Origin of the sequence: Rhodococcus sp. Leaf225, from assembly GCF_001426145.1 — a bacterium.
GTDB lineage: Bacteria > Actinomycetota > Actinomycetes > Mycobacteriales > Mycobacteriaceae > Rhodococcoides.
Genome location: NZ_LMRN01000025.1, coordinates 249718 through 276053 on the forward strand (window position 1 = coordinate 249718; position 26336 = coordinate 276053).

Genomic DNA, 26336 nt, shown 5'->3' on the forward strand with positions numbered 1-26336 from the left:
ACGTGGATCAGGCGACGACGCCGTGCGGTCGTCAGCCGAATTCGGGTGTCGGTCCGAAGTGGGGAAGTCTCGTCGACAGTGGTTGCCGAGCCGTCGACTGTTCCGGGCGACCGTGCGCGATGAGTCCGAGTTCTGCGATGTGAGAGTCGAACGCATCGCGACCGACCCGGGTCAGCTCGACCCACGTCACCAGTCGCGAGTCGCCGCGGGAGAGTGACGTCGTCTTCTTCGTCGACAGGTAGCCCGCGTCCGACAGAGCTCGGAGATGTTTGGACAGAGACGCATCGCTGATCTCGAGGGTGTCGCGGATGATGGCGAAATCGATCTCGTCGACTCGGCGTAGAAGCCCGCAGATGCGCAGCCGGACCGGTGCGTGGATGACGGCATCGAATCGTGGTTCGGGGCCGCGATCCTCGGTCACGACCGTGGTCCGGAGTGCGCCCGGCCGGACGGGCGTCGGACGTCGTCTGCGTGCAGATGGCGGCGATACTCGCGGTCGAACAGGCGGCCGCCGAACAGCACGAGCACGAAACACAGCGCCTGTGGCACGAGGACCCACCACGCGGACAGAGATGCCACCAGACCGTAGGAGACGCTCAACGATCCGAGCACGGTCACCAGCAGCCCACCGAGAACACACCACCCGACCACACCCACTCCTGATGGGCGTACCCCCGTCAGGCGGGGACAGAGCACCGTCGTCACGATCGCGGCCGCGACCAGAACAGACGTCGACACCGAACGCACGTGGCCATCGGGCAGCGACGGTGTACCGACGTACAGGGCGGTCAGTGCCGCGAAGGTCGGATAGAACCATGTCGGCGCCACGAGACGGTCGGCGAGAACGACTCGGTCGGCATGGATCTCACTCAGCAGGGCGCGAGCATCGTCCGGCGACCGATGACTTTCCATGACGGAAACACTAACACTTTCCGCGCCGGAAAGTGTTACGTTCGGCGGGTCGTGCAGTCCACTCGAGGAGGGTCATGAAGAAGCGCCCGATCAGCACTCGCGCCGTCGTCGTCACCGGCGCCCTGACGGCAGTCGTCACGGTGGGTGGCACCGTGAACGCCGGTGCGCAACCGATGTACTTCTCACCGGAGCAGCGCATCCACACTCTCGCCGAGGTTCCCCAGTGCCTCGCCGGAACGGTCGATGTCAGAGTGACCAGCGGCTACACCCCTGACGAGATTCACGCTGACTTCACGACCCATCTGTACAGCCCCGCGTGGGTGGGGCTGGCCGACTACGAGTGCTACGTGACCATGTACGCGGACTGGCACAATCACGACACCGGCGCTCGCGGTACCGCTGAACACCGAGTGGCGAGCTGGCGTTTCCAGGGCCCCAACGTGACCAACCCCTATCTCGACATCGACACGGGTGCAGGCCCGGTCACCGTCACGTTCAGGACGAACACCCCGCACACGCCGAGCCCCACTTTCGAGGTGCCGGCCCGATGACGGCGATGCGGACGTTCGTCGCTCCGATCGCTGCACTGTGTGCGTCGGCTCTGATGGGGTGTTCCGGCGGGGATTCCGCGACGGATGCACCGGCTGCTGGGACCACGGTGGCCACGTCGACGGTGGAGTCGACCACCGCGACACCGGCGGTGAAGTCGACCACCGCGACACCGGCGTCGGAGGAGTCCACTGCCACCCCACCGGAGCGAACTCCGGAGGAAGCGGCCGATCTCGTGCCCGGGGGTGCGCCCTTCCAGCCGTCCGGCAACGAGGCAGGCAACGTCGATCCCGCGGTGTTCCTGACCGAACCCGGGAAGTACAACTTCACGTCGCCGATGGGAAACCTGCACTGCGGTATCTGGGCGTCGGACGGTCCAGAGGGACGAGTGGGATGCCAGGCCGAGGACGGCCGAAACCCAGTCGAGGGTGCGCAGTGTTCGAACGCGGCCAACGACAAGGTGGCAATTCGTGTCACCGGTGCGGGTTCGGGGAGCTTCTGCACGACGCAGGGCATCTACGTCGATCAGAACGCTCTGGTGCTCGACGTCGGCCAGGTGCTCTCTGTCGACGGGGTGGTGTGCAAGTCCGGGCCGGACGACATCATCGCCTGCACCGCACCCACGGGCGGGTTCACGTTCTCCCGCGACATCAACTACACGTACTGACCGACGTCAGGGAACGAGGTTGCCGATCTTGGCGGAGATGGTCGAGGTGAGAACCTTCGCGACCACGAGAGCCAAGCCGGGAACGGGCGCGTCGAATCCGATGGTGTAGTCGAGAGCGGTGCCGCCGTCGGTCGTCGGGGTCAGGCGCTGGGTGCCCCAGTGTCCGCGCAGCGGTGAGCCCTTGGTGATCTTGTACTCGATGAGGGTGTTCGGTTCGGAGACGATCGTCGTCTCGTGGAAGGCGGGCAGCGGGCCGAGCTTCAGTGCGCGGGTGGAGCCGACACCGTTGCGCGAGCTGTCTCCGTCACGAACACGCGTGATCTTCGCTCCGAACAGGGGGCCGAGGTTCTCGTGCTCCGACAGGGCTGCGAACACGACATCCGGTGCGGACGTGAACGTGTGGGTGACGTGGACGCGCGTGGGTGCTGCCATCAGAGGGACTCCTGTTCGATGCGGGACCCGATCATGTCAGCACCGGTGCCGCTGTTTCGAGCCGGGAGGCGCCGACGGTCTCGTAGGGTGACGCGGTGTCCTCGAACGAGATGCCTGCGGGTCCCTCCTGGCCGACGCTTCCGTCCCACAGGTCGTGGCTCGACGGCGAATCCGCCCGGTTGCTCGACTTCGGCCGCACGCTCGATCACCCGTCGGGAGGCGCGGCGTGGCTCGACGACACGGGCGAGCCGGACCTGACACGGCCGGTGTTCACCTGGATCACCGCGCGCATGGTGCACGTGCAGTACCTCGGTGCGCTGCTCGGGCATCCGAGCTCTCGCCGCAGAGCCGACCGACTGTTCGACGGACTCCTGACGGTGCTGCGCGACGACCGACACGACGGCTGGGTCGAGTCGACCGACGACGCGACCAAGTCGGCCTACACGCACGCCTTCGTCGTTCTCGCGGCGTCGACGGCCACCGCGGCGGGTCACCCTCGCGGACCTGCACTGCTCGCCGACGCACTCGCCGTCGTCGATGCCCGGTTCTGGGACGACCGCAGTGGCATGTGCGTGGACACCTGGAACGCCGACTGGTCGGAGCTGGACGACTATCGCGGGATCAACGCGAACATGCACATGGTGGAGGCGATGCTCGCGGCAGTGGACGCCGGCGCCCCCACAGTGTGGCGCGAGCGGGCCGCTCGCATCTGCGACAGCGTCATCGAATGGTCCGAGGCCAACGACTGGCGCATCCCCGAACACTTCACCACCGACTGGGAACCGCTGCTGGAGTACAACTCCGACAGTCCGGCCGATCAGTTCAAGCCCTACGGTGCGACGGTCGGTCACGGTTTCGAGTGGTCGCGCCTGATGCTGCAGGTCTCCCTCGTGGCCACCAGCGCGCGCGGGCACGACCACGTGGACGTCGCTCGATCGCTGTATCGGCGCGCCGCTGCCGACGGATGGCAGGAAGGGTCGACGCCCGGCTTCCTCTACACGACCGACTGGACCGGCCGGCCCGTCGTGACCCAGCGATTGCACTGGGTGCTGTGCGAGGCGATCGCCGCCGCCGCGACCCTGCTGCGGTGGACCGGAGAAGGGCGGTACGAGAACGACTATCGCGCGTGGTGGGATCACGCAGCCGACTGCTACATCGACCGAGCGCACGGATCGTGGCACCACGAACTCGACGAGCACAACACCGTGGCGACGAGTGTGTGGGGCGGGAAGCCCGACATCTACCACGCAGCCCAGGCGGTGTGGATCAGTCGGTATCCCACGGGATCGAGCCTTGCGGCGGTGCTGAGCGGCGGTATGCCCGGTCCACGGTGACCCGATGCCCGTGCGCGTCGTCGCACGGTTCCCCTACTCGCTCACGCTCGGCGACAGTCGAATCGGAGCGACCGCGACCGATGCCGTGGTGGCAACGACGAGTGCCGTGGATGTGACCTGCCGCAGCGGTCTAGAGCAGGTCCACTGCGCCGACCACGCTGGGCAGCACGTGCGTCGCAGCGGACAGAGCGGCGGCGTCGAACGACCCACTCAGCACTCCGACGACGAACCCGGCGCCCGCATGATGGCCTGCCAGAACGTCGTTCGGGGTGTCACCGGCGACGAGCACCCGGCGCACGTCGACCACGCCGGTCGCCTCCATGCACCGGAAGATCAGATAGGGAGCGGGGCGACTCGCCGGCACCGTGTCGGAGGTGATCACTGCGTCGACAGTGTCTCGGGGGTCGGTACCGACGGTCCACCCCAGCCCGTCCAGGATCGCCTTCGTGATCCCTGCCGAATAACCGGTCTGCAGCGCTACTTTCACTCCGCGCTCGCGCAACTGCCGTAGGGCGTCGGGCACACCCGGGACGGGCGACGGGGGAGTCTCCCGGTAGGCCTCGGCCAGTCGTGTCGTGAAGTCGTCGAACACGACGTCCACGTGCCGGTCGTCGGTCGACGCTCCGAGGCCGTCGAGCAGACCGACGATGGCCTCGCGCTTTCCGGTTCCCTTCCATCGGGACAGAAGCTCGTCGGACACGGAACTGTTCGTCGCGTCGGACACGGCCGCGGCGAGCACGGTGTACACCAGCCCGCCCTCGTCCACGGTGGTGCCGGCCATGTCGAGGCAGGCGAGGTCGAACGAGCGGGCTGTCATGAGCTCTCCTTGACGATGCGTAGGTCGTGAGCCGCGCCGTGCACGGCGGACTGCGTGTTGTCGATGGTGAAGGCGACGCGGTCCGGCCGATACCGGTCGTCCGCGTACTCGAGGGGGGTGCCCGTGCTGTCCGTCGCCCGGCGCCGCTCGCGGAGAAGTGGCGCTCCGGGATCGGTGTCGAGATGGGCGGCGTCGACATCGGTGGCGGACACGGCGTCGATGGTGTGTCGGCCGCCGTGCAGGTCCACCCCCTCGCCGATCAGGTAGGCGTAGATGGACCCGGAATCGGGATCGAAGTCGAACAGTCTGCGGCCGACCGATTCCACGAAACTGGATCGCTCGAGCAGAGCGGGTGCCCCGTCGAGGGTTCGCAGGCGCAGGACGTCGATGACCACGGTGCCGGCATCGAGACCGAGCGCGGCTGCGGCGACGGGTCCGGCGGCCCGGCGTGCCACCTCGAGGGTGCGCTGGCCGGGAACCCTGCCGATGGAGTCGGCCCAGGCGGTGAAGGACATGAACGTCTCGAACGGTTGCGCGACGGCGGTTGCGCACACGACGGGAGGACGACCGCGACCGCCGGCGATGAGCCCCTCGTGGCGGAGTGCGGCGAGGGCGGCGCGGACCGTGCCCCGCGACGCGTCGAACAGCGCGCACAGGCGCGCCTCGGACGGGAGCGGCGCACCGACGGGCAACGTTCCGTCGGTGATCTGACCGCGCAGCGCATCGGCGACGCGGCCGTGCAGAGGTAGAGACATCATGCGCACCCTCCGGTGGATCGGGGTATGGGCGACCTGACTGGACAACTGGTCGTACCGATGACGACTATGCCGCATCGTGCACGGCCGCGGGGCCATGAACTGGATGAACGGTCGGTAAACATGTATGTACAAGTCGCGAGAAGTTCTTGACCGGGCCGAGTTCGGGGAGCAACGTCGTCGCCGTGACCGAGACCCGAGAACCATCGACACCTCCACCGTCCCGTGCCGACATCGTCGTCGTCGGCGCCGGCATCGTCGGATTGGCGCACGCTGCGGAAGCGGTGCTCCGCGGACTGTCCGTCGTGGTCGTCGAACGAGACGATCACGCGGTGGGAGCGTCGATCCAGAACTTCGGACACATCTGCACGACGGCACAGGCAGGGGACGCGCTGACCTACGCTCTCGCTGCGCGCGAGAGGTGGCTGACGCTGGGAAGCAAGGCCGGGTTCGGAGTCCGCGAGTGCGGAACTCTCGTGGTGGCTCGCGGGGCGGACGAACTCGCGGTCCTCGAGGAGTTCGCTGCCGAACGCGGGACCGAGCAGGTCGACATGGGTGTCTGCGCCGGGCCCTTCGACCGCCCCGGCGTCACCGGTGCCGCGCGGTTCACTCACGATCTTCGAGTCGATCCTCGTGAAGCGATTCCCGCCCTCGCCTCGTGGCTCGTCGCGGAGGGAGTGCAGTTCCGCTGGGCGACGCACGTCACGGCGATCGAGTCGAGCGGTGCCGGCGCGACCGTACACACTCCACACGGCGAGATCATGTGCGACGCAGTGGTTCACGCCGTCGGACACGACGTGGATCGACTGTTCCCTAACATCGCGGCGGGTATCGGAATGGAGCGCTGCCGTCTTCAGATGCTGGAGGTGTCCGCACCCAGCGGTGTCGTGATCGAGCCGGCAGTGCTGACCGGCCTGTCCATGCTGAGATACGCCGGACTGTCGGCGATGCCGTCCGCCGCACTCGTTCGGCGACGGATCGCCGAGGACTCGCCCGAACTTCTCGACGTGGTCATGAATCTCATGCTCACCCAACGTCCGGACGGCGCCGTCGTCCTCGGCGACACCCACCACCATGCCCGGACACACAGCCCGTTCGACGACGAGTTCGACGCCGAGCTTCTTCTCCGTGAGGGCGCGCGCCTGTTCGGCGCTCCCCTCACCGTCCTGCGGCGGTGGCGGGGTGTCTACGCCAGTAGTCCGGACACCGACTTCCTCACCGCTGCACCGTTGCCCGCCGTACGCGTGGTGTCCGTGACCTCGGGCATCGGCATGACCACGGCATTCGGCCTGGCGCCGACCGTTCTCGACTCTTTCTGACCCCGTCCCGCTCGTACCCACGCTTCCCCCAGACCAGGAGACCTTCCCATGCGCGTGTCCCGTTCGACCGCCGCCGTCATCACGGCCGCGGTCACCACTCTCGCTCTCGGCGCCTGCGGTTCGGGTGGTGACGCGGTGGATGCGTCACCGACCTGCCCCGGTGGCGCCATCCGCTTCGGCGTGGAGCCTTTCGAGGATCCGGCGAAACTCACCCCGGCCTTCCAGGTGGTCGGAGAAGCCCTGTCGGAGAAGCTGAACTGCCCGGTCGAGGTGACCGTGGTGGACAACTACTCGGCGGAGGTGCTCGCGATGCGCAACGGGCAGCTCGAGCTGGGAGTCTTCGGTCCGCTCGGGTACGTCTTCGCCAGCCAGGAGGCGGATGCGCGGCCGCTGGCGTCGTTCGGAACCGCCGACGGGGTGTTGTCGACCTACACGGCCGGCGTCTGGGTTCCGAAGGACTCCGACATTCAGTCGATCGAGGATCTGCGTGGCCGCAGTCTCGCGCTGTCCGAGCCGGGGTCGACCTCGGGTGATGCGCTTCCGCGGATGGCGCTGCGCGACAGTGGCATGCAGGATTCCGACGTCTCGATCACCTACGCGGGTGGTCATCCGGAGGCCCTCCTCGCCCTGGCGAACGGCAAGGTCGACGCAGCGGAGATCAACTCCCAGCAGTTGGCGACGTCCACGGGCGAGGGCCAGTTCGACACCTCGCAATTCCGGCAGGTCTGGGCATCCGATCCGATTCCGAACGACCCCATCACGGTCGCCGGCGGCACGAGTGAGGAATTCCAGAAGGCGGTCGCGGACGCGTTGCTCGATCTGCCCGCCGATGCGGTCGCCGAGGCCGGAGCACTCCTCGACGTCGAACCCGCAGGACAACTCCTCCCGGTCGACAAGAGCACATATCAGCCGCTGTTCGATCTCGCGACCACGCTGGGTCTGACGTCCGAGGACGCGGGATGAGCGCACCCACCTCGACATCGGCGCCGGCGGTGACAGCGCCGCTTGCCGCCCCGGGTTCCGGCGGCGCTGCCGCACTGACGGTGCGCGGCGTCAGATCCTCGTTCGGTGACCGGACCGTGTTGCACGGCATCGATCTCGACGTGCACTCGGGCGAGGTGGTGGGCATCCTGGGTTCCAACGGATCCGGGAAGTCCACACTGCTGCGGTGCATCGTCGGTCTCACCGAGATGGACGCGGGAACGGTCACCATCGTGGGAGACGCGACCGCGTCGATGGTGTTCCAACAGATCCACCTGGTCGGGCGGCGATCGGTTCTCGACAACGTCTGCGCCGGCGCGTTGGGGCGGTTGTCGCTGCGACGATCGTGGTCGACGTTCGCCTTCGGTCGTGAGCTCCGGGAGGAGGCGATGGGCTGTCTCGATCGAGTGGGTCTCGCCGACCGTGCCCACGACAGGGCCGATCGACTGTCCGGCGGCCAGCAGCAACGTGTGGCCATCGCTCGCGCGCTGTGCCAGCGCGCTCCTGTGCTGCTGGCGGACGAGCCTGTGTCCGCGTTGGATCCGGCGTCGGCGATGCAGGTCATGGAACTCCTGCGCTCTCTCGCGTCCGACGGCATCGCTGTCGCGGCCGTCCTGCATCAACCGGATCTCGCCCGCCGCCACTGTCATCGCATCGTCGGAATGGACCAGGGTCGCGTCGGATTCTCCTGCGCCGCCTACGACCTCGACGACGACACGGTCGCGGCACTGTACGGGTCCGGCGCCATCGCACTCGACGAGAAGGACTCGGATCGATGACCACCCTCACTGTCCGGCGTCTGGCCGTCCCGCCGCGTCCCCGCCGCCGACTGGTGGTGCTCGCCACCGCTGCCGTCGTCGTCGGACTGATCTTGCTCCACGCCTGGGCCGTCGAGGAGACCGATGTCTCGGTGTCCGCACTCGTCGGTGGGTGGGAAGGGATAGTCCGCTTCCTCGAATCAGCTGTGCCGCCGGACTTCACGTGGTCGACGGTGGTGCGCCCCGGAATCGAGGCATGCCTGGTGACCCTGGCGATCGGACTCGTCGGGACGACGTTCTCGATTCCGTTCTCGGTCGCACTGGCGGTGCTCGGTGCGCGCACCACCAACCGCAACGCTGTCGTCTACCAGGCCTCGCGGGGAGTGATGTCGTTCCTGCGGGCCGTGCCGGACATCGTGTTCGCTCTGATCTTCGTCACCGCCGTCGGTCTCGGTCCGTTCGCGGGCGTACTCGCGATCATTCTGCACAACACGGGAGTGATGGCGAAGCTGTGGTCCGAGGCGATGGAGGAGATGGACGAGGGCCCGATCGACGCGCTGCGGGTGTCCGGCGCATCGAGCAGCCAGGTGGCGGTGCACGTGGTGCTCCCCACCGTCGTTCCCCAGTTCGTCGGACTTCTGCTGTACCGCTTGGACGTCAACGTCCGTTCGTCGCTCGTGCTCGGACTGGTCGGTGCCGGCGGTATCGGCTTCCTGATCAATCAGTCCATCTCACTCTTCCGCTTCGACGAGATGATGACGTACATCCTCATGGTCCTGGTCCTCGTCGTGGCCGTCGATCTGCTGAGCGGCGCCGTGCGCAAGCGGTTGGGCGCGTGACGCCGATCGCCGCGGTCTGGTCGGGTGACAGATTCTCGATTCGCGAACTGCCCCGGCCGGAACTGGATCCCGGGGACGTTCTGGTCGAGGTGGAGATGTCGACCGTGTGCGGAAGCGACCGCCACACCGTCGCTGGGCATCGCCGAACGCCGGTGCCCACGGTGCTGGGCCACGAGTCGGTCGGCCGCGTGATCGAGGTGCGCGGCGATGCCGGCGTCGCCGTCGGGGACCGCATCGTCTGGACGGTGGGGACCGCATGCGGCGCGTGCCGGCCCTGTGCCGGCGGAGTGCCGCAGAAGTGTCGGAACGGACGCAAGTACGGTCACGAGCGCATGACCGAGACATGGATGTTGAACGGAGGCTTCGCGTCCCACGTTCATCTGGTGTCCGGAACCGGCACCGTGGTGGTACCCGAGCACCTTCCCGCCGCACTCGCCGCACCGGCGGGCTGTGCGACCGCGACCGTCGTCAATGCGGCCCGTCGGGTCGGTCTGGGGGAGGGTGACCGTGTCGTCGTGCTCGGGTGCGGGATGCTCGGCCTGACGGCGATCGCCTACGCCCGCGACCGGGGTGCCGCGTCGATCGTCGCGTGCGATCCCGATGCGGACCGGCGAGCGGCAGCACGCGAGCTCGGCGCGGACGTCGGATGCGCCCCGGAACATCTGGCGGACGCCGCGGCGACGAACGGGGCCGACGCCGTGTTCGAGATGTCCGGGGCACCGTCCTCGGTGCGTGCCGCAATGGACGTCGTCTCGATGGCCGGGCGAGTCTCGCTGGTCGGGTCGGTGTTCCCGACGTCTCCCGTGTCCGTCGATCCCGAACACCTGGTGCGCGAACTGATCACCGTGGTGGGAAGCCACAACTACCGACGAGACGACCTCGTGGAAGCGGTCGCCTTCCTGGCACGAACACCCGCCGCCACGCTGCTCGCGGACCTCGTGGGTCCGTGTCTCCCACTGGCCGACGTCGGTCGCGCGTTCCAGGACTCCGGGCCGTCGTCCTCGTTACGCACCGCTCTCGTCGTCTGACCGTCCCCAGTGCCCCACCGCCTCGTCGAGGGTGAGAACGTCCGCGTACTTCGCCCGCAGGTCGAGCAGGTTCGACTCGTGCATCCCCGCCTCCCGATCACCACATGCGTCCGCGACCACGAGTGGCCGGAATCCGTGTTGCAGAGCGTCGGTGGCGCTGGCGCGGATGCAGCCACTGGTGGTCAGGCCGCAGATGTAGAGGGTGTCGACACCGCGTGCGGTGAGGGTCGCGGCGAGCGACGTGCCGAAGAAGGCACTCGCGTACTGCTTCGTCACGACGGTCTCGCCCGCTGCGGGCCGCGGGGCCGACGGGAAGTCGCCGAGATCCGAGCCCTCCTCGAACACGCTCAGCGCCGGGATCTTCCGCATGAACAGCCCGCCGTCGGCGCCGCCGGCCTGATAGCTCACGCGAGTGAAGACGACCGGTACCCCGGCGTCGCGGGCTGTCGCGACGAGAGTCGCGGCAGCGGCGACGGCGTCCTCCACGGGAGCGCGCAGGGGCGACCCGTCGACGAGGTACGCCTGCACGACGTCGACCACCAGTACCGCCGCGCTGCGCCCCGGTCCGAGATCGCCGGCGAAACCCGACTCGCGATACGACCCGAGCGTGTCCGTCACGCGCGCACCGCCTTCCGTACGTTGACGGGCGGACGTGGCGCCGGCAGACCGGTCTCCTCCTCGCACCGTTCGAGGATGACTTCGAGGGACGGACCCTTGTCGAACACCTCGATCTCGCCCCGCTCGGCTGCCATGCTCTCGCGTCGGCCCGCGGATGCGTCGGCATCGATGACACCGTCCGCGTCGCAGACGACGCCGTAGCCGGTCAGAGCGCCGTCGGCGCTGACGAGGCCGCGACGCACCTCGAGCGCCACCAGCTCGGGATCGCGCGTCAGCGGGTCGCCCCAGCCGCCGCCACCCCACGTCACGAAGTGCAGCACATCGCCCCGCGACACCTCGACGTCGTGAATCTTGCTGGGGAGGATCTCGGTCTCACCCGACGCGCGGATCAGCCACTTACGTCCGCGTGCACCGGGTTTGCCGCCGTTCACACCCCACGGATAGGTGAGCCAGCGATCGTCGTGGATCGCGATGGTGCCCGGCTCCTCGAAGTAGTAGGCCACGTCCACGCCGTTGCCGCCGCGATGCAGACCGGCGCCGCCCGTGTCGGTGACCGTCTCCCACCGCTCGATGCGCAGCGGGTAGTACGACTCCAGGTACTCGCAGGGGATGTTGACGAACGACGGCCACAGCGAATGTCCGTCCGGACCGTCACCCATCGGTCGGCCGGGGATGCCGCCGAAACCGATGGAGTACAGCTGGAACCACTCACCGTCCCGCGGTCCGCCGTCGTAATGGCCCGAGTACATGAAGTGGGGTGACGACGAGAACCCGGCGGCGTTGAGGATGTCGGGATTGTTCTTGCCCAGGAGCCCACCGAAGAGGTCGAACACCCGCCCGATGCCGTGGTTGCGGCCGTTGAGCGCCGCGGGATAGCGCGGTTTCCAGAACGAGTCCTCGGGAATGGTGACGTCGATCAGCGGATAGAAGCCGTCGTTCCAGAGGATCTGCGGATCCGCCACGGTGATGACGTAGATCCCGAAGAACATCCGGACGAGGTTCTCGTTGATGAAGTAGTTGATCGGACCGACCGCCTGCGGCGCCGCCTTGCTGAAGTCGAGGTGGATCTTCTCGCCGTGCCGGGTCAGTGTGATCGCGAGTTCGTAAGGCCCGTAACCACATCCGTCGTCGCAGATGAAGTCGTTGAACTCGATCGTCTCACCGTCGACGAAGAGCATCGCGAGCAGCACCTTCATCGCCTGGTAGTTGCGGTCCAGCAGTGCGTCGAGGGCGGACAGGTAGACGTCGACACCGAATCTGTCGCACAACTCGACGATGCGCCGGGACGCCGTCGAACACGCGGCGACGAGACCGTTGAGATCGGCTCTGTTCCAGTCGGGCTTGCGGACCTGGTTGAGGATGATGTCGAGCGCGGTCTCGTTGAGCTGCCCCTCGCTGTACAGCTTGAAGGGCGGGATGATGACGCCCTCCTCGAAGATGGTGTGCGCGTCGGTGGGCATCGACGACGGGGTCTTTCCGCCGACGTCGGACATGTGGCCGAACATCGACGACCATCCGACGACGCGGCCGCTGTGGAAGATCGGCAGCACGATGAGCCAGTCGTTGGCGTGGCTGATGGCGGCACCGCACGCGTACGGATCGGAGGTGAGGAGGATGTCGCCCTCACCGACGGTGCCGTTGAAATTGTCGAGGAAGTCGGGCACGGACAGACCGAACTGCCCGACGACCATCTTCCCGCTCGGATCGGCGATGAGCGGGAACTCGTCGTGCTGCTCGCGGATACCGGGTGAGAGTGCGGTACGGAAGAGCACCTCGTCCATCTCGTATCGCGCGTTACGGAGCGCGTTCTCGATGATGTCGAGCGTGATCGGATCCACGGGAACCGTGGTGAAGGGCGTGGTCGAGGTCTCGATGATCGTGGCCATCAGGTCTCCTGAGATGAGTTCCGGGCGAGAGGGGATCAGCGGGGAGCGATGAGAAGGCTGGCGCTGGAATGGACCGTCGCGGCGTGACCGGAGAGGACCAACGTGGTCGAGTCCATCTCGGTGATCACGGCGGGTCCCTCGACGACGTTGCCTGCCAGCAACTTCGCCCGGTCGTAGATGCCGGCCTTCGCGTACTCGCCGTCCATCCACACGTCGTTCGTGGACACCAGTGCGGCCGACGGATCCGCACCGCCCTCCTCGAGCGGCTGGAAGGCCACGTCCGGTCGCGGCCCGCTGACCGTGACGCGCAGGTTGATGACCTCGCGTTCGTTCTTCAACAGGAACGAGAAGAGACGCTCGTGCTCGGTGTCGAATGCCGTTCCCAGAGTGGACAGCAGATCGCCGGACTCGAGTGCGCTCGCGTCGAGATCCACGGGGATCTCGAAGCCCTGGCCCTGGTACCGGAGATCCACCTGGTACTTCGCCGTCTGCTGATCCGCGGGCACGCCCTCGGCCGACAGTCGTGCGGCCGCGGACGTCGCGAGTTCCGCCAGGGCGGTGCGCAGCTCGGCGTCGTCGGTGTCGGAGAACGCACGGATCATCGTGCGAGCGCTCTCGTCGCGGACGCAGGTGGTGGCGTCTCCGTAGGCGCAGAGGACGCCGGGCGACGGCGGGACGATGACAGGCCACGCGCCGGTGAGACGCCCGAGTGCGTTGGCGTGCAGCGGACCTGCGCCACCGAACGACACCAGTGCGAAGTCGCGGGGGTCGTAGCCTTGCTGCACGCTCACCAGTCGGAGTGCGCCGAACATGTTCTCGTTGACGATGTCGACGATGCCCGACGCCGCTTCCTCGGGACTGCCGAGCCCGATGGCGTCGGCGATGGTCGCCACTGCCGTCCTGCTCGCGTCGACGTCGAGGCTCACCTCACCGCCCGCGAGGGCGGCAGGCAGGTACCCCAGCACGACGTTGGCGTCGGTCACCGTCGGCTCCGTGCCGCCGTTGCCGTAGGCCGCGGGTCCGGGGTCGGCTCCCGCGGATTGCGGACCCACCCGCAGCGCCTTCGTGAGCTCGGGGACATGGGCGATCGACCCGCCGCCGGCACCGACCGTCCGGACGTCCACACTGGTGGCGCGCACAGCGAGGTCGCCGACCTTGGTCTCACGACCGATCCGCGGCTCACCGCCGAGGACCAGTGCGACGTCCGTCGACGTGCCGCCCATGTCGAAGGTCAGGAAGTCGGAGTAGCCGGCCTGCTCGGCGAACCGCACCGCGCCGGCGACGCCTCCCGCCGGGCCCGACAGCAGCAGGGACACCGGTGACTCGGCCGCCTTGGCCGACTGCACCAGGCCACCGTCACTGCGCAGGATCGACAGCGGCGCCGTGATGCCCTTCTCCTGCAGCGACCGGTCGAGGTTCCGCACGTAGCTAGAGACCTCCGGCTGCACGTAGCTGTTGGCCACCGTCGTCAGAGTGCGTTCGTACTCGCGCATCTCGGGAAGCACCTGGCTCGAGATGGAGACCGGAATGCCTGGCAGTTCGCTCTCCGCCCAGGCCGCGACCTGCTTCTCGTGCGCGTCGTTCGCATACGAGTTGATCAACGAGATGGTCAGCGCCTCGATGCCCGCACCGGCCAGTCGACGCAGTTGCGCGCGGGCCTGCTCCTCGTCGAGAGGAGTGATCTCCGACCCGTCGGCAGCCAGTCGCCCGACCACCTCGACGGTGTTCTCGAGCGCCGCGAGCGGTTCCGGCTTGGGCCAGATGATCCACCCCGCGAGCCCGCCCGGGACGAAGGAGCGCGCGATCTGCAGCACCTGGCGAAACCCGTCCGTGGTGACGAGCCCGACGCGCGCACCACGTCCCTGCAGGATGGCGTTGGTCGCGACCGTGGTGCCGTGCAGAACCTGCCCGATCTCCGACGGCTCGATCTCGGCCTCCGCGCAGACCTTCGCGATGCCGTTGAGCACACCGATCGACTGGTCCGCAGGGGTGGACGGTGTCTTGGCTCTGAAGGTGGTGCCGGTCGTCTCCTCGAGAAGCAAGACGTCGGTGAAGGTGCCGCCGACGTCGACGCCGAGTCGATAACGCATGGTGTTCTCCCGTGCTGTGAGGGTGAGAGGAGCGAAGGTCAGATGATGCCGCGCTCCGCGAGCGCCGCCCGGTCGGATTCCGTGACTCCGAGGAGTCGTCCGTAGATGTCGGAGTTGTGTTCTCCCAGTTCGGGTCCGGCGTGCCGGACCGAGCCGGGACTGTCGCTGAGCTTCGGTGCGACGTTCGCCATGGGGATCTCGCCGAAGTCCGGGTGCGCCAGACGCACGATGGCCTCGCGCGCGGCGAAGTGCGGATCGTCGAACATGTCCCGCGCTGTGTAGATGCGACCGGCGGGAACGCCCGCCTCGTGCAGGAGGTCGAGCACGGTGTCGGTGTCGAGGGCGGACGTCCAGGCCCCGACGATGTCGTCGAGCTCGGTCATGTTCTTCCCGCGCGCCTCGTGGTCGCGGTAGCGGGCGTCCTCGATCAGGTCGGTCCGGTCCATCGCGGTGACCAATCGGCCGAACACCGAATCCTGGTTGGCCGCGACGAGGATCATCTCGCCGCCCAGGGTGGGATAGACGTTGCTGGGCGCGATGTTCGGCAGCACGGAGCCGGTCCGCTCACGCTGGTACCCGCCGATCTCCCACTCGGGCAGCAGGGATTCCATCATGGCGAGCACCGCTTCGTAGATGGCCGAGTCGACGAGCTGCCCCCGTCCGGTGTTCTCCCGGTGATGCAGCGCGGTGAGGACGCCGATCGTGGCGAACACGGCTGCGAGTGAATCACCGAGGGAGATGCCGGTACGAGACGGCGGCATCTCGGGATTGCCGGTGACGTAGCGGATTCCGCCCATGGCCTCGCCGATGGACCCGAAGCCCGCCCGCGGTGCGTAGGGGCCGTTCTGGCCGTACCCGGTGACCCTGGCCATGATGAGGCGCGGATTGATCTCCCGGAGTGCGTCGAACCCGAGGCCCCAACGCTCCATCGTGCCGGGGCGGAAGTTCTCCACCACGATGTCGGCGTCCGCGATGATCCGGCGGGCGAGGTCCTGACCCTCGGCGCTGCGCAGGTTGCAGGTCACGGACTTTTTGCCGCGCGCGACGACGGGCCACCACAGGGACTTGCCGTGCGGCTTCTCCCGACCCCACTGGCGCATCGGATCGCCGGTGCCGGGCGGCTCGAGTTTGATCACCTCGGCGCCGAAGTCGGCCAGCAACTGTCCGCAGAAGGGGCCGGCGAGAAGCTGACCCATCTCCACGACACGCAGATCGGACAGTGGGCCGGTGGGGGCCTCGCTCATGAGGACTCCTTCGTCTCGTCGGTCGTGAGGGCTTGGAGCAGAACATGTTTGGCGGCGCGGACGTGGGCGCGCATCACCGAGTCCGCCCACGTCTCGTCGCCGGCGCGCAGAGCCGCGACCAGGTCGCGATGGTGGGCGTGACTGCGTGCGAGATCGACGGGGGCATAGCGATGGAAGGTGCGCATCACCAACGGCAGCTGGATCACCGCTCCGAGCATCGAGATGAGGCGGGTGCTGGCCGCGGCAGTGCGCACGATGGCGTGGAACTCGTCGTTGAGCTGCGCCATCAGGTCCAGGCGTTGATCTGCTCCCTCCCCGGCCGCGGTTTCCATGAGGTCGCACAGCTCGGCGAGTCGGTCGATGTCCTTCTCGCCGATACGTGAGGCCGCCCGTGCCGCGGCCATGGCCTCGAGCGTCATCCTCAGGTCGTAGATCTCCTCGAGGTCGTCCGCCGTCCACTGGTACACCCGAGCCCCGCGATGCGGCAGAACCTCGACGAGTCCCTCCATCTCGAGCTGTCGCAGCGCCTCACGCACCGGTGTCCGGCTGGTCTCGGTGAGTTCGGCGATCTCGACCTCTCCGAGACGTGCACCGGGCGCATACGTCCCGGACACGATGCTGTCGCGGATGTGCGCGTAGACGCGGTCGACGGCCCTCGCCATGGATGCGACTCCCTGTGGTCGGTGGTGAATTGTTCACAATGTAGGCCCATGACGATGGCGTGTCCCGGTAATCGGCGTTAAATTCTCGTTTCCGATCAGCTATTGCATACAACGGGGTGTCGGCGCAAGATGGGCCTATGACTGCGGTGCAACTTGTCGAGGTGGGTCCCCGTGACGGACTGCAGAACGAGGACGCTGTCCTCTCCGTCGACGACAAGATCGAACTGATCACGCGCAGCGTCGCCTCGGGTGCCACGCGCATCGAGGCGGTGAGCTTCGTGAACCCGAAGCGGGTGCCGCAGATGGCCGGCGCCGAGGAGGTCATGGCAGGCGTCCCGCGTGACGGCTCCGTCTCGTACATCGGGTTGGTGCTCAACCGACGTGGACTCGACCGCGCGCTGGCGGCCGGCGTCGACGAGGTCAACGTCGTGGTCGTCGCGACGGAGGAGTTCAGCAGGCGCAACCAGGGGTGCTCCGTCGACGAGGCGGTGGCGGCGGCGCACGACATCATCACGGATGCGCGTACTGCGGGGGTGCCGGGCACGGTCACCATCGCCGCATCGTTCGGGTGCCCGTTCAGCGGTGAGGTGGATCCGGTGCGAGTCGGCGAACTCGTCGCACGGATCGCCGAATGCGCACCGGCCGAGATCGCCCTCGCCGACACCATCGGCGTGGGAGTACCCGCGCAGGTGCGTCGCCTGGCGGAGCTCGCCACCCGGAACGCTCCGAACATCCCGCAGCGCTGGCACTTCCACAACACGCGCAACACCGGTTACGCCAACGCGCTGACCGCACTGGAGATGGGGGCGCAGGCCCTCGACGCCAGCATCGGCGGCTTCGGTGGGTGCCCGTTCGCACCCGCCGCCACCGGGAACATCGCGTCCGAGGACCTGATCTACGCGCTCGACCGCTCCGGCGTCGAGACGGGAGTGAGCATGGACGTGCTGGTCGACGCCGCGACCTGGCTCGGCTCGGCGCTGGGCAAGGACGTGCCGGGGTTCCTCGGGCGTGCGGGTGGCTTTCCTCCGCGGTGACCTGCGGGAAAGACGGCCGTGACTCGTGTTCCCGCGGGCGTTTCGTGTTCCCGCGGTAGATGCAACGCCTACGGGAACACGAAAGGCAAGCGGGAAGGCCGGAGGCCGGCCGTGACTCGGGAAGGCCGGAGGCCGGCCGTTTCTCAGCGGGAAGGCCGGAGGCTCAGACGACCCGGAACCGTTCGAGGACCACGAGAGTCGAGTCGTCGATGGTGAGGCCGGCCAGCGTGTCCGCCATCTCGTCGGATCGCCAGAACCGTTCGTGCCCGGCACGCCATGCGGCGACGTCGGCGTGACCCTCACCCTCCGCGACGGCGTGCGTATCGTCGACGTCGCCGAGAGCGCTGACGCGTACGTCGGTGATCTCGATGACGCAGGCAGTGGCGCCGCCGGAGTCGATCACTCTGTGACGCTCGCCCACTCGGGGCAGCGGCTCGTTCTCGTACTCCACCCGCAGTGAGGTGGTCGCCGTCTTGCGGCCTGCGCCGATCGCCGACACGAGGGTATCGCGCAGCGGCCCGGGGAAGGCGAACTCGGCCACGGGGAGAGAGTCGATGTCGGCCATTCCTCGAGTATGGCGCACGCGGGTCGGGGTTCCCGCGGACGTTCCCGGTTGCTGCGGATGCTGCAACACTTACGAGAACCTGTGCGGTCAGCGGGAAGGCCGGAGGCCGGTCGAGGTCAACGGCTCAGCGAGTACACGAGCGTGTCCGTCCACTCACCCTTGCACCAGCAGTCCTGCAGGCGCAGTTCCTCGTCGCGCAGTCCCACGCGCTGGGCGAGACGTGCGGAGGCTGCGTTGCGCGCGTCCATCTCGGCGGTAACGCGCCGGACCCGGTCCAGAGCGAGTACCTCGTCGAGCACTGCCAGCACCGCTTCGGTGGCGTAGCCGTGGCCGGAGACGTCGCGCGCGAAGGTCCACCCGAGTTCGACAGTGTCCTCGGCGACGAACCACGCGGAGACAGTGCCGATCACCCGGCCGTTCAGCTCGACCAGAGCATTCAATGCCCCCGTGTCGAGACTCGTTCGCTCGCACCGTCTCTGCACTGCGATCCGTGCGTCCTCCGCCGTCCACGGCTCGTGCATGAGGTACCGGCAGACCTCGGGATCGGTGTAGAAGTCGAGCCGGTGCTCGTCGTCCGGGGAATAAGTGCGCAGCGTGAGCCGCGCGGTGACGGCGACGATGGTCACGAGCGCGGCCTCGTGACCGCTGCCAGGACGAGGAGGAGAGCCGCCGCGGCGCCACCGACCAGAAATCCTGTACCGGGAGAACGGGAGTCGACCACCACGCCGATACCCGCGGAGGCGAGAGCAGCGCCCGCGTTCACCGCGGTGTTGATCCAGCTCGACGCCTCGGTGCGCACGTCCGCGGTGGTGAGGTGATCGGACAGCAGGTACCCCGTCACCAGGGCGGGTGCGATGCAGAAGCCCAGCAGGAACAGTCCGACATGCAGCGGCACCGTGGTCGAGACCAGCGACAGCAGGGAGGTGAGGACGGCCATCATCAGGACCGTCAACAGAAGTCGACGGGTCAGCGAGCCGGCCCAGCTCTGGCGCCCGTACAGCAGTCCACCGCAGACACTTCCGGCTCCGAGCGCCGCGAGAAGCGTTCCGGCCGATCCGATGGCTCCCTGCTTCGCGGCGAAGGCTGTGGCGGCGATCTCCACGGTTCCCAGGACGGCCCCGACCCCTGCCATCGCTGTCAGGACACCGACGAAGCCGGGCCGGCGGAGTGGGCGCGACGAGGGAGTGGTCCCTGTCGTGCGCGGGCCGTGTCCGCGCGAGTGCCGGCTGGTGGTCATGCCGACCGTGCCGACGACGGCGACGCATCCCGTGGCGGCGAGTGCGATCGACGGGGACAGGGCGGGGACGAGGGTGGCGCCGAGGAGGGGACCGATGGTGAACATCGACTCCTCGCTCACGGCATCGAGACTGTAGGCGCGGGTGCGGGTCGGCCCCGGCGGCGTCAGCGAGCTCCAGACGACACGCATCGAGGCACCGAGTGGGGGAGGGAAGAATCCGGTGACCAGACTGCCGAGCACCAGGGACCAGGCCGGGGCATCGACGTACGTCAGAACGGCCAGAGTGCCCAGGGCCGTAGCGAATCCGACGGCCATCGAGACGAGGGCTCGCCGCTGACCGATGCGGTCGACGAGACGTGCCCGATACGGTGACGCCACCACATTGGCGACACCGAACGCACCCGTCGCGGAACCCGCGACCGCGAACGATCCGGTGGCACGCTGCACCGCCAACAGGATGACCAGTCCGACCATCGCGAAGGCCAGGCGGCCGAGCAGTGCGGGGAGGAAAGCGCGTGCGGCACCGGGTAATCGGACGATGCCGAGATAGCCGAGCGGATCCGCGGCGCGGTCGTCAGTGGGAGGAGGGTACGCCACCGGTCACCATGTCGAAGACAGCGTCGAGTTGAGCCCGGCCCTCGTCGACGTCGGGGTGGCGCTCGGCGATCTGGTTCAGCAGGGCGCGCTGGAAGATGCCGTCGATGGTGATGTAGGCGGTGGCCGGCGTGAGAACAGGCGCCGCTCCGACGAGTTCGCAGTACCGGGCGACGACGCGCCAGATCATCTCCTCGCGCCGGGACTCGATCTCGAGGACGTCGGCACGGAAGGAGGAATCGAACAGGCTCTGATTGCGCAGGTCGTACCAGAGGCGGTGGATCGCCGCGTCGGCGAGCAGAGTGCCGAAGAAGGTCTCGGTGAACGAGCGTCGCAGCTGCTCCGCGGACTCGGCCCCGGCGACGACGTCGTCGTACCGCGTCACACAGATCTCCTCGTACTGCCGCACGGCATGCGCGATGAGATCGAGCTTGTTGGAGAAGTAGTAGTGCAGGACGCCGTGCGAGTACTCGGAGTTCTGAGCGATCTCGCGGAGGCTGGTGCGGGCGTAACCGAGTTCCGCCAACGTCGCGAGAGTCGCCAGTGCGAGCTCGCTGCGACGCGCCTCGAACTTGTCTCGAGAGCGCTCCTCGACGCGAAGTCGGGGGTCGGTGGTCTGGGTCACCCGGAAAGCATACCGCCGCATCGACGAACTCTTGACAGTCGTCAAGATTTTTCTTGACGACTGTCAAGACTTGTCCCTAGTGTTGCCTGCATCACATCGAACAGCGGATGTGATCCCACGCGAAGAACGCTTCGAACAAGGAGAGCGGACATGACGAGTTACGACCTGACCGGACGAACGGCACTGGTCACAGGCGGTGCGCAGGGTCTCGGCGCGGGAATGGCGCAGGCTCTCGCGGCGGCAGGAGCGTCCGTCGCCATCGCCGACATCAATGCCGCGGGTGGTCAGGAGACGGTCGAGGCGCTGCGGGCCACAGGAGCGAAAGCGGAGTTCGTCCAGCTCGACGTCACGGACGACGCGGCCTGGGAGGCGGCGGTCGAGTCGACCATCGGCGCACTGGGCGGCCTCGACATCGTCGTCAACAACGCGGGTATCGAGGTCACCAGTCTCATCGCCGATCTCGACGCCGAGGCGGCGTCCGCGATGCTGCAGGTCAACGTCATCGGCACCGCACTCGGCGTGAAGCACGCATTCCGCGCGATGCGCCCCGGTGGCAAGGCCGGTAAGGGAGGATCGGTGGTCAACATCGCCTCGGTCGCCGCCACCATCGCGTTCCCCGGAATCAGCCTCTACTCCGCCACGAAATCGGGCATTGACCGACTGACCCGGGTCGCGGCCGCCGAATCGGGAAAGCTCGGCTACGGCGTGCGCGTCAACTGCATCTATCCGGCACTGACCCCGACCGCGATGGGCAACAAGCTCGCGGTCGACACCGCGGAACTCGGCCTGTTCCCGTCCGTCGAGGCGGCAGTGCAGACCGTCGTGGAACTGACGCCCCTCGGTCGACTCGGCCAGGTCGACGACATGGCGGACGCCGTGGTGTTCCTGTCGTCCGACGCCGCGAAGTTCATCACCGGCGCGGGGCTCCCCGTCGACGGCGGCATGGGCATGTGACCTGCCGCCCCACCAGCACGGCTCTCGACCACCCCACTTCGAACCAGGAGATCAACCATGCCCACTGACAAGCGCGTCGTCGTCTACGGAGCGTCCGGCTACACGGGTCGCCTCATCTGTGAGTACCTGCGCGAGTACAACATTCCCTTCCTGGCCGCCGGCCGCGATCACGCCCGCCTGAAGGATGCCGTGAGTGCCGTGCCGGGTATCGATACCGTCGAGCACGAGATCGTCGAGGTCGAGCACACCGTGGAGGCGCTGACCGAGGCCTTCCGCGGCGCGACCGTGGTCCTCAACACCGTGGGACCGTTCGCCCGCTACGGCCACGAGGTGGCGCAGGCCTGCCTGGCCATCGGTGCGCACTACACCGACACCAACGGCGAGCAGAACTGGATGATCGACGCCGAGGCGCAGTACAGCGCCGACTTCGCCTCGCAGGGACTCGTTCTCACGCCCGGCCTGGCGCAGATGTATTCCATCGGTGAGATCGCGGCCAACATCTGCCTCGAGAACCCCGGTCTGAACAGCCTCGACATCCAGGTGTTCTGGAAGGGCCATCCGACGGTGGCGTCGACCAACACCATTCTCACCAACGCCGCATTCTCCAAGGCCTACTACCTGGAGGAGAACGAGTACGTCGAGTGGCCCGCCGACGCCGGGCTCTACACCGTGAGCGTTCCCGGTCAGCACGATCTCGGCCTGGCGTTGCCGTGGGGCGGCACGTCGCACCCGGTCTGGTTCAAGAACGACCCGCGGGTCACCACCGCGAAGGCTCTCGGCGGTGTCTTCAATCCGCCTCTGATGAAGGCGGTTCCGCTGTTGGTGGCCGCCGCGCTCGAACAGATGGAGGGCAAGTCCGACGAGGAGAAGTACCGCATCATCGACGAACAGTCGTCCGCGATCCGCAGCGAGATGCCGCCCCGGGAGAATCCGCGCCTGAACACCTCGCTGGACTCGGTGTACGCATCGGGTCCGCTGGGCCGCGCACACTGCGTCATCCACGGCAACTGCAACTACAAGCAGACCGCGCTGCTCAACGCACACGGGGCTGCCGCACTCCTGCAGGGAGCTCCGCGCAAGGTCGGATTCGCCTCCAGCTGTGAGGCGTTCGGTCATCGCGAGTTGCTCGGCACGCTGCGGGCGTTCGGTCTGGTCCTGGACCCGATCGTCTCCGTGCACCGCTGAGATGCGACTCTCCGACTACCTGGACAAGGGCGTCTCGCTCGGCCGTGGGGCACCGTGCCTCACGGCCGGGGGTGACACCTCCACCTACGGTGAGGTGTACGACCGGTCGGTCGAGATCGCCGCGGCGCTGCAACACGACGGTGTCGAGGCCGGCGATCGCGTCGCCGTCCTGTCCGGTAACGATCCGCTGGCGCTGACGTGCGTGTTCGGCATCTCGCGCGCCGGCGCGGTGTGGTGCCCGGTGAATCCGCGGAACGAGGCCGACGAGAACCGCCAGCTGTTCGATCTCTTCGGATGCCGAACTCTGTTCTTCCAGAGCCGATTCACCGATCTGGTCGACCGGATCCGAGGCGATCTGCCGCACCTCGTGCGACTGGTCTGCCTCGACGGTGACACGGAGTGGTCGATCCCGTTCGAGTCGTGGCTCGCCGAACACCGCGGCGAGCTCGACGCGGACAGGCGGCCGCCGCGCGGGCTCGCGATGCTGGCGGGAACGGGCGGCACCACGGGAAAGCCGAAAGGGGTGCGGCTGACCGAGGACAACATGATGACCTCGACGGCGCTCGCGCTGATGAGCTATCCCTTCGGTGTGCGTCCGCGGTATCTCGCGCTGGCGCCGCTCACACACTCCGCCGGTGTGCTGACGTTCCCGATCCTGAGTCTCGGCGGCGAGGTGGTCATCATGGCGGCCCCCGACATCGGGGAGTTCCTGGCGCTGATCGAACGGCACCGCATCACCCATGCGTTCCTGCCTCCGACGGTGATCTACGGCGTGCTCGACCACCCGGATCTGGATCATCGGGAGCTGTCGTCTCTCCGCTGCCTCTGGTACGGGGCGGCGCCGATGTCGCCGACGCGGCTCGAGGAAGCGCTCACGCGCATCGGGCCCGTGCTGGGGCAGCTGTTCGGACAGACCGAGGCGCCCAACATGATCGCCACCCTGGCGCCGGCGGACCACTTTCGTCCGGACGGCACGGTGGCGACGGAACGGCTCACCTCGGCCGGTCGTCCGACACCCTTGACCACGGTCGCGATCATGACCGAGAAGGGCGACCTCGTCGGCACCGGTGAGCGTGGCGAGATCGTCGTGCGCGGTCCCCTGGTCATGGACGGCTATCACGACAATCCGGCGGCGACGGCAGAGGTGGGCGCTCACGGTTGGCACCACACGGGCGACATCGGGTACCTCGACGACGACGGGTTCCTCTTCGTCGTCGACCGTGCCAAGGACATGATCATCACGGGCGGATTCAACGTCTACTCGGCCGAGGTGGAGCAGGCACTGCTCGCGCATCCCGCGGTCAAGGAGTCGGCCGTGGTGGGACTTCCCGACGAGAAATGGGGAGAACGGGTGGTGGCCGCGGTCGAACTGCGCGCCGGGCAGGAGGTGGATCCCGCCGCATTGATCGCCTTCGTCAAAGAACGCATCGGCAGTGTGAAGGCACCAAAGAACATCGAGGTCTGGGATCTTCTGCCCCGGTCGAAGGTCGGAAAGATCCTGAAGAACGAGGTCAGGTACACCATGACGATGTAGTGGGTGGGTCGCTCGACCTCTGTACACGGCGGACGGCCGGGCCTACCGTGAACGGACCGATCGGTACGCCTAGCCAGGAGGTCCATCATGTCTCGTCGAATCACCCGCGCACTCGTCGGCGCCACGGCCGTCGGCGCCGGAGCGGTCGCCATCGCGCTGTCGGGCGGTGCGACGGCGTCGGCGGCACCCGCTCAGGGACCCATCTACTGGCAATCGTTCGGCGTGCTCGTCATTCCTGCGAGTGAGAACTGCCAGAACACGGCGGCACGGTATCGCGAACGGGGCGACATCATCCTCGTCGACTGCGCCGTCAATCTCGCGTACCCCGGCTATCAGCTCGTCGGAATCCGCACGGATCTCTTCGGGAGCTGATCGCCGGCGAACTCGATCGACGAGTTCCCGCGGGAAGCGGCACGCAGCTCGACCTCTGTACACGGCGGGAGACCGGGTCTACCGTAAACGGACCGAACGGTACGTCCAACCAGGAGGTCCACCATGTCTCGTCGAATCACCCGTTCACTCGTCGGTGCCACCGTGGCAGGCGCCGGAGCCGCCGCGATCGTGTTGTCCGGCGGGGCAACGGCGTCCGCAGCACCGTCGATCGGCCCGCTCTACTTTCAGACCTTCGGCGAGTTCTACTTCCCGCCTGCGAAGAATTGCCAGGAGACGGCGGCGGAGTACCGCGAACGAGGCGACATCATCCTCGTGAACTGTGCTCCCGGCTTCGCCTTCGGCACGTACCAGCTCGTCGGTATCCGCGCAGGCTTCGGTAGCTGAGCCCGAGCCCACCGGCTCAGTCGTTACGGTGGGCGGATGCCACTGTCGCCGCGGGTACCGGACCTCGGAGCCCTCGATGTGATGGTGTCCGTCGCCCGGTTGGGCAGCATGACGGCAGCGGGCCGCGAACACGGGTTGAGTCAGCAGGCGGTCAGCGCGCGAGTGCGTGCGGCGGAACGGGACATCGGTGTTCGCATCTTCGATCGCGGGACGAGCGGTGTCGCCCTGACCCCCGAGGGCGTCGCGGTCATGGAGTGGGCGGGCGGCATCCTCGACTCGGCCGAGAAGTTCGCGACAGGAGTGACATCGCTTCTGCGCGAGGGCAATGCGACGCTCACCATCGCCGCGAGTATGACCGTCGCCGAGCACCTCGTGCCGGCGTGGATGCTGTCGATGCGCAGACAGTCGCCCGACGTCCAGGTGCAGATGCGACTGATGAACTCGGCGGAGGTCGCCGAGCAGGTGCTGGACGGGCGCGCGGACATCGGCTTCGTCGAAGGGCCCGACGTGCCGGCCGGGCTCGGGGTCGCCGTCGTCGCGCACGACGAGTTGATCATCGTCACGGGACCGTCCCACCCGTGGGCGACCAGACGTGCGGCGTCGATGGAGCTGCTGCAGACGACGGCTCTGGTGCAACGGGAGCCGGGGTCGGGAACCCGCACCACGTACGAGAGCGCCGTCCGCCCGACGGTTCCGCCGCTCATCGAGCTCAACTCCGTCACCGCTGTCAAGTCTGCTGCCATATCGGCGAATGCGCCGGCGGTGGTGTCGTCCCTCGCGGTGGAGGGGGAGCTGCGGAGTGGCGCGTTGGTGCGCATCGACGTTCCCGGTCTTTCGATGACGCGTGAGCTGCGCGCGGTCTGGAGCCTGTCTGCAGCACTGCGCGGTCCACGTCGCGACTTCCTCGACATTGCCCGGCAGTAGCCACAAACAGCGGTTG

29 protein-coding genes are annotated in these 26336 nt (G+C 67.7%); 15 read left to right on the plus strand and 14 right to left on the minus strand.

All coding sequences use genetic code 11. From position 1 onward, the window contains the following. Window positions 1-31: 31 nt before the first annotated feature. Window positions 32-421 (minus strand): transcriptional regulator, encoded by a 390-nt coding sequence (locus ASG69_RS23165; protein WP_051613526.1) that lies wholly within the window; start codon window positions 419-421, stop codon window positions 32-34. Then, a complete protein-coding gene (locus ASG69_RS23170; protein ID WP_056443444.1) occupies window positions 418-912 on the minus strand; it encodes a hypothetical protein in 495 nt (164 codons plus the stop codon). Before ASG69_RS23170 ends, ASG69_RS23165 begins: the two co-directional genes overlap by 4 nt. Before the next feature lie 74 nt (window positions 913-986). Between ASG69_RS23170 and ASG69_RS19485 the strand changes: the two genes are divergently transcribed. Then, entirely contained in the window at window positions 987-1463 is a 477-nt protein-coding gene (locus ASG69_RS19485) for a hypothetical protein (protein WP_056443447.1), read from the plus strand. Continuing rightward, complete coding sequence (locus tag ASG69_RS19490; RefSeq protein ID WP_056443450.1) at window positions 1460-2128, plus strand: hypothetical protein; 669 nt, start codon at window positions 1460-1462, stop codon at window positions 2126-2128. The genes ASG69_RS19485 and ASG69_RS19490 overlap by 4 nt, the downstream gene beginning before the upstream one ends. 6 nt (window positions 2129-2134) lie before the next feature. On the opposite strand, the gene ASG69_RS19495 is transcribed toward ASG69_RS19490, so the two are convergent. After that, window positions 2135-2560, minus strand: coding sequence for an SRPBCC family protein (locus tag ASG69_RS19495; protein WP_037186314.1), 426 nt, complete (start codon window positions 2558-2560; stop codon window positions 2135-2137). 95 nt (window positions 2561-2655) lie between these two features. Between ASG69_RS19495 and ASG69_RS19500 the strand changes: the two genes are divergently transcribed. Continuing rightward, window positions 2656-3894: an AGE family epimerase/isomerase gene (locus ASG69_RS19500; protein ID WP_156380591.1), complete on the plus strand. Its 1239-nt coding sequence runs from the start codon at window positions 2656-2658 to the stop codon at window positions 3892-3894. A gap of 130 nt (window positions 3895-4024) precedes the next feature. On the opposite strand, the gene ASG69_RS19505 is transcribed toward ASG69_RS19500, so the two are convergent. Continuing rightward, the gene (locus ASG69_RS19505) at window positions 4025-4711 is read right to left on the minus strand and encodes a phosphonatase-like hydrolase (protein WP_056443453.1); all 687 of its coding nucleotides are present in this window, start codon (window positions 4709-4711) and stop codon (window positions 4025-4027) included. Continuing rightward, window positions 4708-5469 (minus strand): GntR family transcriptional regulator, encoded by a 762-nt coding sequence (locus ASG69_RS19510; protein ID WP_156380592.1) that lies wholly within the window; start codon window positions 5467-5469, stop codon window positions 4708-4710. The genes ASG69_RS19505 and ASG69_RS19510 overlap by 4 nt, the downstream gene beginning before the upstream one ends. Window positions 5470-5651: 182 nt before the next feature. On the opposite strand from ASG69_RS19510, the gene ASG69_RS19515 reads away from it, so the two are divergent. From ASG69_RS19515 to ASG69_RS19535, 5 genes are read left to right on the plus strand one after another with little or no spacing between them, the layout of a single operon-like run. Beyond that, window positions 5652-6785 (plus strand): TIGR03364 family FAD-dependent oxidoreductase, encoded by a 1134-nt coding sequence (locus ASG69_RS19515; RefSeq protein WP_056443454.1) that lies wholly within the window; start codon window positions 5652-5654, stop codon window positions 6783-6785. A 48-nt stretch (window positions 6786-6833) separates the two neighbouring features. After that, entirely contained in the window at window positions 6834-7748 is a 915-nt protein-coding gene (locus tag ASG69_RS19520) for a phosphate/phosphite/phosphonate ABC transporter substrate-binding protein (RefSeq protein WP_056443457.1), read from the plus strand. Continuing rightward, window positions 7745-8545, plus strand: a complete 801-nt coding sequence (locus ASG69_RS19525) for a phosphonate ABC transporter ATP-binding protein (protein ID WP_082544404.1) — start codon at window positions 7745-7747, stop codon at window positions 8543-8545. The genes ASG69_RS19520 and ASG69_RS19525 overlap by 4 nt, the downstream gene beginning before the upstream one ends. Beyond that, window positions 8542-9363: a phosphonate ABC transporter, permease protein PhnE gene (phnE, locus tag ASG69_RS19530; protein ID WP_056443461.1), complete on the plus strand. Its 822-nt coding sequence runs from the start codon at window positions 8542-8544 to the stop codon at window positions 9361-9363. The genes ASG69_RS19525 and phnE overlap by 4 nt, the downstream gene beginning before the upstream one ends. Beyond that, window positions 9360-10391 carry a zinc-binding dehydrogenase gene (locus ASG69_RS19535; protein ID WP_056443464.1) on the plus strand — a complete coding sequence of 344 codons (1032 nt, stop codon included), beginning with the start codon at window positions 9360-9362 and terminating at the stop codon, window positions 10389-10391. The genes phnE and ASG69_RS19535 overlap by 4 nt, the downstream gene beginning before the upstream one ends. Here the strand turns inward: ASG69_RS19535 and ASG69_RS19540 are convergent. From ASG69_RS19540 to ASG69_RS19560, 5 genes are read right to left on the minus strand one after another with little or no spacing between them, the layout of a single operon-like run. Beyond that, the gene (locus ASG69_RS19540) at window positions 10368-11009 is read right to left on the minus strand and encodes an isochorismatase family protein (protein WP_056443467.1); all 642 of its coding nucleotides are present in this window, start codon (window positions 11007-11009) and stop codon (window positions 10368-10370) included. The two genes, ASG69_RS19535 and ASG69_RS19540, sit on opposite strands and share 24 nt — an antisense overlap. After that, on the minus strand, window positions 11006-12895 hold the full coding sequence (locus tag ASG69_RS19545) for a hydantoinase B/oxoprolinase family protein (protein ID WP_037186312.1): 1890 nt from the start codon (window positions 12893-12895) through the stop codon (window positions 11006-11008). The genes ASG69_RS19540 and ASG69_RS19545 overlap by 4 nt, the downstream gene beginning before the upstream one ends. Before the next feature lie 35 nt (window positions 12896-12930). After that, window positions 12931-14985 (minus strand): hydantoinase/oxoprolinase family protein, encoded by a 2055-nt coding sequence (locus ASG69_RS19550; RefSeq protein WP_056443473.1) that lies wholly within the window; start codon window positions 14983-14985, stop codon window positions 12931-12933. A gap of 38 nt (window positions 14986-15023) precedes the next feature. Next, complete coding sequence (locus ASG69_RS19555) at window positions 15024-16229, minus strand: CaiB/BaiF CoA transferase family protein (RefSeq protein ID WP_056443476.1); 1206 nt, start codon at window positions 16227-16229, stop codon at window positions 15024-15026. Continuing rightward, window positions 16226-16891, minus strand: a complete 666-nt coding sequence (locus tag ASG69_RS19560; RefSeq protein ID WP_027506512.1) for a GntR family transcriptional regulator — start codon at window positions 16889-16891, stop codon at window positions 16226-16228. Before ASG69_RS19560 ends, ASG69_RS19555 begins: the two co-directional genes overlap by 4 nt. A gap of 137 nt (window positions 16892-17028) precedes the next feature. Between ASG69_RS19560 and ASG69_RS19565 the strand changes: the two genes are divergently transcribed. Next, on the plus strand, window positions 17029-17925 hold the full coding sequence (locus ASG69_RS19565) for a hydroxymethylglutaryl-CoA lyase (RefSeq protein WP_056443478.1): 897 nt from the start codon (window positions 17029-17031) through the stop codon (window positions 17923-17925). A gap of 163 nt (window positions 17926-18088) precedes the next feature. Here the strand turns inward: ASG69_RS19565 and ASG69_RS19570 are convergent, their stop codons facing one another. The 4 genes from ASG69_RS19570 to ASG69_RS19585 all read right to left on the minus strand — a co-directional run bounded on the left by ASG69_RS19570 (window position 18089) and on the right by ASG69_RS19585 (window position 20946). Beyond that, window positions 18089-18490, minus strand: coding sequence for an ASCH domain-containing protein (locus ASG69_RS19570; RefSeq protein ID WP_056443480.1), 402 nt, complete (start codon window positions 18488-18490; stop codon window positions 18089-18091). Between the two features lie 116 nt (window positions 18491-18606). Beyond that, entirely contained in the window at window positions 18607-19116 is a 510-nt protein-coding gene (locus ASG69_RS19575; protein ID WP_056443483.1) for a GNAT family N-acetyltransferase, read from the minus strand. Further along, window positions 19113-20324, minus strand: a complete 1212-nt coding sequence (locus ASG69_RS19580; protein WP_082544405.1) for an MFS transporter — start codon at window positions 20322-20324, stop codon at window positions 19113-19115. Before ASG69_RS19580 ends, ASG69_RS19575 begins: the two co-directional genes overlap by 4 nt. Further along, entirely contained in the window at window positions 20302-20946 is a 645-nt protein-coding gene (locus ASG69_RS19585) for a TetR/AcrR family transcriptional regulator (protein WP_027506507.1), read from the minus strand. The genes ASG69_RS19580 and ASG69_RS19585 overlap by 23 nt, the downstream gene beginning before the upstream one ends. 150 nt (window positions 20947-21096) lie before the next feature. On the opposite strand from ASG69_RS19585, the gene ASG69_RS19590 reads away from it, so the two are divergent. The 6 genes from ASG69_RS19590 (at window position 21097) to ASG69_RS19615 (ending at window position 26320) form a co-directional block, all read left to right on the plus strand. Next, entirely contained in the window at window positions 21097-21900 is an 804-nt protein-coding gene (locus ASG69_RS19590; RefSeq protein ID WP_042574244.1) for an SDR family NAD(P)-dependent oxidoreductase, read from the plus strand. Window positions 21901-21957: 57 nt separating this feature from the next. Beyond that, window positions 21958-23085, plus strand: a complete 1128-nt coding sequence (locus tag ASG69_RS19595) for a DUF5938 domain-containing protein (protein WP_056443486.1) — start codon at window positions 21958-21960, stop codon at window positions 23083-23085. A gap of 1 nt (window position 23086) precedes the next feature. Next, window positions 23087-24619, plus strand: a complete 1533-nt coding sequence (locus ASG69_RS19600; protein ID WP_056443491.1) for an AMP-binding protein — start codon at window positions 23087-23089, stop codon at window positions 24617-24619. 87 nt (window positions 24620-24706) lie between these two features. Continuing rightward, window positions 24707-24991, plus strand: a complete 285-nt coding sequence (locus tag ASG69_RS19605) for a hypothetical protein (protein ID WP_056443494.1) — start codon at window positions 24707-24709, stop codon at window positions 24989-24991. A gap of 123 nt (window positions 24992-25114) precedes the next feature. Continuing rightward, complete coding sequence (locus ASG69_RS19610) at window positions 25115-25396, plus strand: hypothetical protein (RefSeq protein WP_056443497.1); 282 nt, start codon at window positions 25115-25117, stop codon at window positions 25394-25396. 36 nt (window positions 25397-25432) lie between these two features. Beyond that, window positions 25433-26320, plus strand: a complete 888-nt coding sequence (locus tag ASG69_RS19615) for a LysR family transcriptional regulator (RefSeq protein WP_056443500.1) — start codon at window positions 25433-25435, stop codon at window positions 26318-26320. Window positions 26321-26336: the final 16 nt, after the last annotated feature.

Excerpts from the sequence above, each read along its gene's own strand:
- ASG69_RS19550 (WP_056443473.1), bottom strand. The coding sequence starts at position 14,985 with ATGCGTTATCGACTCGGCGTCGACGTCGGCGGCACCTTCACCGACGTC.
- ASG69_RS19595 (WP_056443486.1), top strand. The coding sequence starts at position 21,958 with ATGCCCACTGACAAGCGCGTCGTCGTCTACGGAGCGTCCGGCTACACG.
- ASG69_RS19545 (WP_037186312.1), bottom strand. The coding sequence starts at position 12,895 with ATGGCCACGATCATCGAGACCTCGACCACGCCCTTCACCACGGTTCCC.
- ASG69_RS19570 (WP_056443480.1), bottom strand. The coding sequence starts at position 18,490 with ATGGCCGACATCGACTCTCTCCCCGTGGCCGAGTTCGCCTTCCCCGGG.
- ASG69_RS19510 (WP_156380592.1), bottom strand. The coding sequence starts at position 5,469 with ATGATGTCTCTACCTCTGCACGGCCGCGTCGCCGATGCGCTGCGCGGT.
- ASG69_RS19565 (WP_056443478.1), top strand. The coding sequence starts at position 17,029 with ATGACTGCGGTGCAACTTGTCGAGGTGGGTCCCCGTGACGGACTGCAG.
- ASG69_RS19560 (WP_027506512.1), bottom strand. The coding sequence starts at position 16,891 with ATGGCGAGGGCCGTCGACCGCGTCTACGCGCACATCCGCGACAGCATC.
- ASG69_RS19615 (WP_056443500.1), top strand. The coding sequence starts at position 25,433 with ATGCCACTGTCGCCGCGGGTACCGGACCTCGGAGCCCTCGATGTGATG.
- ASG69_RS19520 (WP_056443457.1), top strand. The coding sequence starts at position 6,834 with ATGCGCGTGTCCCGTTCGACCGCCGCCGTCATCACGGCCGCGGTCACC.
- phnE (WP_056443461.1), top strand. The coding sequence starts at position 8,542 with ATGACCACCCTCACTGTCCGGCGTCTGGCCGTCCCGCCGCGTCCCCGC.
- ASG69_RS19495 (WP_037186314.1), bottom strand. The coding sequence starts at position 2,560 with ATGGCAGCACCCACGCGCGTCCACGTCACCCACACGTTCACGTCCGCA.
- ASG69_RS19505 (WP_056443453.1), bottom strand. The coding sequence starts at position 4,711 with ATGACAGCCCGCTCGTTCGACCTCGCCTGCCTCGACATGGCCGGCACC.
- ASG69_RS19610 (WP_056443497.1), top strand. The coding sequence starts at position 25,115 with ATGTCTCGTCGAATCACCCGTTCACTCGTCGGTGCCACCGTGGCAGGC.
- ASG69_RS19490 (WP_056443450.1), top strand. The coding sequence starts at position 1,460 with ATGACGGCGATGCGGACGTTCGTCGCTCCGATCGCTGCACTGTGTGCG.
- ASG69_RS23170 (WP_056443444.1), bottom strand. The coding sequence starts at position 912 with ATGGAAAGTCATCGGTCGCCGGACGATGCTCGCGCCCTGCTGAGTGAG.
- ASG69_RS19605 (WP_056443494.1), top strand. The coding sequence starts at position 24,707 with ATGTCTCGTCGAATCACCCGCGCACTCGTCGGCGCCACGGCCGTCGGC.
- ASG69_RS19485 (WP_056443447.1), top strand. The coding sequence starts at position 987 with ATGAAGAAGCGCCCGATCAGCACTCGCGCCGTCGTCGTCACCGGCGCC.
- ASG69_RS19600 (WP_056443491.1), top strand. The coding sequence starts at position 23,087 with ATGCGACTCTCCGACTACCTGGACAAGGGCGTCTCGCTCGGCCGTGGG.
- ASG69_RS19590 (WP_042574244.1), top strand. The coding sequence starts at position 21,097 with ATGACGAGTTACGACCTGACCGGACGAACGGCACTGGTCACAGGCGGT.
- ASG69_RS19555 (WP_056443476.1), bottom strand. The coding sequence starts at position 16,229 with ATGAGCGAGGCCCCCACCGGCCCACTGTCCGATCTGCGTGTCGTGGAG.
- ASG69_RS19525 (WP_082544404.1), top strand. The coding sequence starts at position 7,745 with ATGAGCGCACCCACCTCGACATCGGCGCCGGCGGTGACAGCGCCGCTT.